Annotated in this window: 5 protein-coding genes; 4 read left to right on the forward strand and 1 reads right to left on the reverse strand. The window is 59.8% G+C overall.

Going from position 1 to position 6,614, the window contains the following annotated elements; all coding sequences use genetic code 11:
* The first annotated feature begins 110 nt into the window (after nt 1–110).
* From I2G40_RS08830 to I2G40_RS08840, 3 genes are all read left to right on the forward strand, one after another.
* Nucleotides 111–1,406, forward strand: a complete 1,296-nt coding sequence (locus I2G40_RS08830; RefSeq protein ID WP_229090735.1) for an ATP-binding protein — start codon at nt 111–113, stop codon at nt 1,404–1,406.
* A gap of 286 nt (nt 1,407–1,692) precedes the next feature.
* Nucleotides 1,693–1,932, forward strand: coding sequence for a hypothetical protein (locus I2G40_RS08835; RefSeq protein ID WP_195544833.1), 240 nt, complete (start codon nt 1,693–1,695; stop codon nt 1,930–1,932).
* A gap of 85 nt (nt 1,933–2,017) precedes the next feature.
* On the forward strand, nt 2,018–2,743 hold the full coding sequence (locus I2G40_RS08840) for a metallophosphoesterase (protein ID WP_195544834.1): 726 nt from the start codon (nt 2,018–2,020) through the stop codon (nt 2,741–2,743).
* A 15-nt stretch (nt 2,744–2,758) separates the two neighbouring features.
* On the opposite strand, the gene gluQRS is transcribed toward I2G40_RS08840, so the two are convergent.
* The gene (gene gluQRS / locus I2G40_RS08845) at nt 2,759–3,760 is read right to left on the reverse strand and encodes a tRNA glutamyl-Q(34) synthetase GluQRS (RefSeq protein ID WP_267489513.1); all 1,002 of its coding nucleotides are present in this window, start codon (nt 3,758–3,760) and stop codon (nt 2,759–2,761) included.
* 509 nt (nt 3,761–4,269) lie between these two features.
* Between gluQRS and I2G40_RS08850 the strand changes: the two genes are divergently transcribed.
* On the forward strand, nt 4,270–6,213 hold the full coding sequence (locus I2G40_RS08850; RefSeq protein ID WP_195544835.1) for a DUF2207 domain-containing protein: 1,944 nt from the start codon (nt 4,270–4,272) through the stop codon (nt 6,211–6,213).
* The last annotated feature ends 401 nt before the right edge of the window (nt 6,214–6,614 follow it).

The raw sequence follows: 6,614 nt of genomic DNA on the forward strand, positions 1-6,614 counted from the left end.
GCAAATGGCCACGGACGGATATGCAGGTTCTTGTCGCTACGTGAGAGAAACTTGCAAAACTCGCAAGTTTTTGTCATGCTGTGAGAAAAACTTGCAGATTGGGGCGGGCGATGGATAAACGGATGGTCCCTAGAAATCGATATCTCGAGAAATTGATTGCCTTTCGTGATGCGGATGTCATCAAGGTCGTAACGGGTATGCGCCGTTGTGGCAAATCGACGCTTCTGGACATGATGCGCAAACATCTTGAGGATAACGGCGTTCCATCCGAATGTCTTTTGACCTTTAAGATGGAGTCGTTTGAGCTGGAGGGCGTGCGTGATTGGCGAGAGCTTTACCGCCACGTCGACGGCCTAATGCCTGCTGGTAAGAGGTGCTATCTCTTCTTCGACGAGCTCCAGGAGGTTGCCGGATGGGAGAAGGCGATTAACGCACTTCGTGTCGACCGGGACTGCGATATATATGTTACGGGTTCGAATGCTTTTCTCCTCTCGTCAGAGATTGCGACCTTAATCTCGGGCAGGTATGTCGAGATTCGGATGCATCCGCTCACTTTTTCGGAATATGTCGACTTTCTTGGTCCGACTGACGTCACGAATAGGCTCGCTGTTTTTGGTCGGGAGGACATCGTTGCGCTCGACGATCTTCTTGACCGCTATCTGACGTTTGGAGGCCTGCCGTTTCTCGCTGCTTCAAAGCTACCGGAGCAGGAAATGAAGGACTATATCTGGAGCACGTACCAAACAATCGTCGGGCGCGACATTTTGGCTCGCGAGGCACGTCGGGGTAGACGGTCGGTGACGAGCAGGAGTGTGCTCGACCGCGTCACTTCCTACTTGGCTGATAACATTTCAAACCCGACATCAATTAATAAGATCGTTGGAACGCTGGCAGAGAACGGGGCGAAATCCTCGCACGGCGTCGTGGACACTTGTGTGTCTGCCCTTGAGGAGACCTATATCTTCTCGCACGCGCGCCGATTTGATATTAAGGGTCGGGACATTTTGAAGACCGGTGGCAAGTTCTACATTGAGGATCTGGGGCTTCGAGCTTTCTTGGATGGGTATCGCGGCAGCGACAGCGGGCGTGTTCTCGAAAATGCTGTTTACAATCGCCTTGTCTATGACGGATACCAGGTCTTCACGGGTCATCTTCGAGATGCCGAAATCGACTTTGTTGCGATAGGCGACGGCTCGGATCGTAAGTTTATTCAGGTCACAGAGTCGATTGACGAGGAGGCGACGCGCAAGCGCGAACTGCGTCCATTTGAGCTCAGGTCGCTCGAGAAGATTACGGGCGGTTACGAGAAGATCATCGTCGTTCGTCAGGGGAGCCATCCGACCGACATCGACGGCATCAAAATCGTTTCTGCAGTCGATTTCTTAATGGGTAGGCTTGGGGCTTAGGGCGTTTGGAGCGCGTCTGCTTCCTATGCCTAGCGACATTGCCACAGCTCGTGACGCCGCCGGCTTCTTCCTTTCCGTCGGGCGGCACCAACTCAGCTGATCCGTTGGGGATGGAGGAAAGCGGATCATTTTCGGCGCGCCGCAGGTGATGCGAATCCTGCGGCGCGCTGTTTTTTGCGCGAGGGCTTTCAGCTGTGTCCGCACGGCATGGGACACTTAACCTGCCGTCCTGCTCTGCCGCGACGGCACGTACCTGAACAACGACCTTCTAAGGAGTTCGATATCGATGAGTGACAACACCAAGCACCTTGCAAAGAAGTGCGTCAAGGACGCGGGGCCGTGCCTCGCGCTGTGCGTAGCCGGCGCAGCGGTCGCGCTGCTGGCTGTTCTGGGGCCATTCGACGCGCTCCGAAGTGCCAGTTCTCTGCGCGTTTGCATGGCTCTTGCCGGCGCCATGATGACCGGCGGCGTGCTCGATCTGATCTTTTGGGTGTTTGATCCGTTTGGATGGAAGAGCGAGGGGTAGGTCCCAAAGGATGGAAGGGCTGGAACGGTTGGCTTAGTGATCGTGCAGAATGTGGGCTAGCGACTTACAGGGAAGTGGTGATCCGATGACGGTCTATGTGACGGGCGATATTCACGGCGGCGTCGACATGCAAAAGCTTCGCGACTGGGATCTTGGGGATGGTCTGACGAGTGACGACTATCTCATCATCGCGGGCGACTTTGGCTTTCCGTGGGATTTCTCTGCCGAGGAATGCGCCGACATCGCTTGGCTGGAGTCGCGCCCCTACACCGTGCTGTTTGTCGACGGCAACCACGAGCGCTTCGACCACTGGGAGGAACGCCCCATGGAGTTATGGCATGGCGGGCTGACGCAGCGCCTGTCGGACACTTCGTCCATCCGACGCCTGACGCGCGGCGAGGTTTATGAGCTCGACGGCTCAACGATCTTTACCATGGGCGGCGCCACGAGCGTGGATAAGGAATGTCGCATTCCCTATTCCAGCTGGTGGCCGCAGGAGCTGCCGGACGAGCGCAACTTTGAGGAGGCGCGGGCAAAGCTCGACAGCGTGGGCTGGAAGGTCGACTACGTGATTACCCACACCTGCGCTACGCGCATGCTCTCGCCCACGCTCTATCCGGCACCCGGCTGGAATTGCCCCGCCGTCGATCGGCTCACGGCATTTTTCGATGAGCTGGAAGATCGCTTGGACTACAAGCGCTGGTACTACGGGCATTTTCATCGGGATGCCAACCCGGCCGAGCGCCATACCGTGCTCTACGACTGCATCGTTCGCCTGGGCGACGAGCTCCAGCCCTGGGATGTTGCGTAGGGGCGGGATGGCTGGCTACTCGACCGTTACAGTGATGTTATCCCGATGCGCACGGATAGCATCCCAGCTAAAGCGCTCGACCAACTGCTCGGCAGAGCGCGGCGTGGTGTCCGGCGCGATGCCTGTTTGCCCGGCGAGCCAGCCCAGCAGTGCCTCGGGTGTGCCAAAGCGGGTACGGAGCTCGCCCAGGTCCAGATCGCGATCGCGTTTGGAAAGGCGGCGGCCGTCCGGCGACATGAGCAGCGGAATGTGCGCGTAGTGCGGCGTGGGAAGTCCCAGCAGGTGTTGCAGGTAGATTTGGCGGGGCGTGGAGCCCAGCAGGTCGCATCCGCGCACGACTTCGGTGACGCCCATGGCGGCGTCGTCGACCACCACGGCTAGCTGATAGGCAAAAACGCCGTCGCTGCGGCGGACCAAAAAGTCGCCGCACTCGGTGGCGAGTGCCTCGCATTGAGTCCCGTACGTGCGGTCCACGAATTCGATCACGTCGTCCGCGAGGTCGTCGACGGTGGGCACGCGCAGGCGCGTGGCCGGAGCGCGCAGGATGCTGCGGCGGGCAACCTCCTCGGCAGAAAGGCCTCGGCAGGCGCCGCGGTAGATGGGCGTGCCGTCGCTGGCGTGCGGCGCGCTCGCGGCGTGGAGTTCGGCACGCGTGCAAAAACAGGGATAGGTGAGGCCGGCGTCTTGCAGCTGGCGCAGGGCGTCCTCGTACAGATCCAGGCGATCGTGCTGGTAGTAGGGGCCTTCGTCCCACTCGAACCCCAGCCAGGCCAGGTCGTCAATCAGTTGAGCGGCAAGCTCGGGGCGCTTGCAGCGATCGTCCAGGTCCTCGATACGCAACACGATGCTGCCGCCCTGGCTGCGGGCCGAAAGCCATGCGCACAGGCAGCTGAGCACGTTGCCCAAGTGCATGCGGCCCGAGGGCGACGGGGCAAAGCGGCCCACGACGGGGGTGGGCACTGCCGTTGCTGGTGCGTCCGCGGCGTGTGTTGCTATGTTGCGTGCGTTGATATCCATGCGGACGAGTATAGCGCGGGGCGCGGTGGGGGAGACGCTGCCGTGGCCTGCAAGTTGCCGAGGCCGCGCGTTGCGCGTGCCGGACCACCGGCTCGACAGCTCGATCGCCGCCCGCCAGCCCAACCCCTCAAACGACAGAAACCCCGGCAGCTCTTCGCAACTGCCGGGGTTTCCGCGGAAAAGGGGGACATGATCCTCGAGCGAACGGCAAAGGGGCAAACCGTTTTCGCTCAACTGCTTTATGCCCCTCAGCTGGCGGCTCAATCAGCGCATGCCGCGCCCACACAAAGCCGCTACACCTGTGACGGAGCTATGAAGTGGTATCTATTGCTGGCGCAGGCCATGCCAAGGAGTGTCCTAGATTGCCGGCAGATAAGGAACGTCCCTAGGTGCCGGTCGCGGGCGTGACTTTCGTCCCGTTTGATACTCCGCTGGCCTAGATGTTCGTCATGTGCGCCCGTAAACGTGGGACAATGGCGTTACTGGTATCACAGACAAAGGATGTGCCCATGAACGACTCCGTTGCCAAAACCTGTCGGCAGCGCCGCCTGTTTGCGCGATTCGCTTCCGTCTGTGTGCTCGTCGCGCTTGCGCTGCTGCTGTTGCCCGCCGTTGCACGTGCCGACGGGTATTCTATGACCCAAACCTACATCGGCGCCACGGTCGAGGCCGATGGATCGCTGACCGTTGTCGAGGGACGCCAGTTTGATTTCGACGACGACATCAACGGCGTGTTTTGGGAGATCAATACGGGCACCAACCAGCAGGGCGGCACGGCGGGCGTTGACGTGCTGAGTGTCGAGGAAGAGGACACCGCGTTTAACAAAGTCGATAGCGCGAACAAGGGCGACTCTGGCGTCTATACGGTCGAGCAGACCGGTGACGGCGTAAGGATTAAGGTGTTCAGCCCTCACGAGAGCGGCGACAGTGCAATCTACTACGTGAGTTATTCCATGACCGGTGCAGTCATGAACTGGGCCGATACCGCCGAGCTCTACTGGAAGTTCGTGGGTGACGGCTGGTCTGCGGATTCCGACGATGTCGAGATGGAAGTGCGCTTCGCAAATGCCGCTGCCGGGACGGCGGCCGTCAAAGGCGATAACTTCCGCGCATGGGGCCACGGTCCGCTGACGGGCGACGTGTCGCTCGATGAGGACGAGCCCATGGTCACCTATACCATTCCCTGCGTGCATCAGGGCGAATTCGCCGAGGCACGCATCGCCTTCCCCAGCGACTGGGTGCCGCAGCTTGCCGCCGCGGGCGAAGAGCGCATGTCAACGATCCTGAGTGAAGAGAAGGAATGGGCCGACGAAGCTAACGCCCGCCGCGCTCACGCTCGCATGATTGCCAATGCACTTGCCGTGCTAAGTGTTGTTGCGGCGGTGGCCTTTACCGGCACAATCGTTATGCTCAAGCTGCGCAAGCGCAAGCCCAAGCCGCTTTTCCAGGACGAATATTTCCGCGATGTGCCTTCGGCCGACCATCCCGCCGTGCTTTCGGCCCTCATGAGCTGGAACGAGGTGCCCGATCAGGCATATATCGCCACGCTCATGAAGCTCACTGACGACCGTGTGATCAAGCTGGAGCAGGCGACCGTGACCAAGGCCAAGAAGGGTCTGTTGGGGCGTGAAAAAGAAGAGCAGACGTATCGCGTGACGGTGAGTGATGCGGGCTGGAAGTCGGCCAAGGGCATTGACCACATGGTGCTCAAGGTCTTCTTTGCCGGTGCTAAGCTTGACGAGAACGGTGACCGTTCGCGCACGTTCGACGAGCTGCAGCACTACGTCAAGCAGCACGCTACACCCGTGGGTGATAAGCTCGAGGACTATCAGAACACCGTTAAGGGCAAGCTGGCCGATAGCGAGTACGTTGCCTCGGACGGCATTGTTGCAATGGTGTTTTGCCTGGTTCTTGGTATCCTGATTGCCTTTGTTCCCGTGGGATCCATCTTCTTTACCGATGGCGCACAGGCGAACATTACCGCCGCGGTTATCTCGGTGCCGATTGTGCTGGTGGGTATCGGCGTGGGCCTTACGTTCCGCCGCTTTACGCCGGAGGGCGCCGAGGTGGCGGCTCGCTGCAAGGCGCTCAAGCATTGGCTCGAGGATTTCACACGCCTAAAGGAAGCCGTCCCGGGCGATTTGGTGCTGTGGAACAAGCTGCTGGTGATGGGCGTTGCCCTGGGCGTTTCGAAAGAAGTGCTGCGACAGCTGGCCGAGGCCGTGCCTGCGGACCTGCGCAACAGCGACGATTTCTACGACAACTACCCCTGCTACTGGTGGTATTACCATCACTACGGCAACGAGTCTCCGCTCGATTCGTTCAACGATGTGTATCACGAGACCATCCGCGAGCTGGCTTCGAGCTCCGATAGCTCGAGCGGCGGCAGCGGCGGCGGCTTCTCTGGCGGCGGTGGTGGCGGCGTCGGCGGAGGCGGCGGCGGAACGTTCTAACGGTCGTAAATTATGGGATGGGCTTTTCTCGACAGCCGTCGGGGAAAGCCCATCCCCTTTTTACGCGCTACCTACGAAGACTGTCCCCAGCGACTAATCATTTAAGAATGTCCCCAACGACTAGGTGCGGTTGCTGCCAAGGAGTGTCCCAGGGTGCCGGCACAGACGATATGAGCAGGACATAAAAACATTGAGAGCCCCTGCTGCATGAAAGACCGCGGATTAGGCCGACAATGGTGAGTGTCTAATCCAACCGCGGCGGCCACGCCGCATTCATGGAAGGGGCTCCCATGCTCGATACTACCACCTTCGTCGGCCTCGACGTGGATTGGCAACACCTATTTGGACGATTCCGGGAGGGACAGCCCCGCCTCCCTGAACTCGACCGGAGACATGTAGCC

This window comes from Collinsella aerofaciens (genome assembly GCF_015558785.1).
Taxonomy (GTDB): Bacteria; Actinomycetota; Coriobacteriia; order Coriobacteriales; family Coriobacteriaceae; genus Collinsella; species Collinsella aerofaciens_P.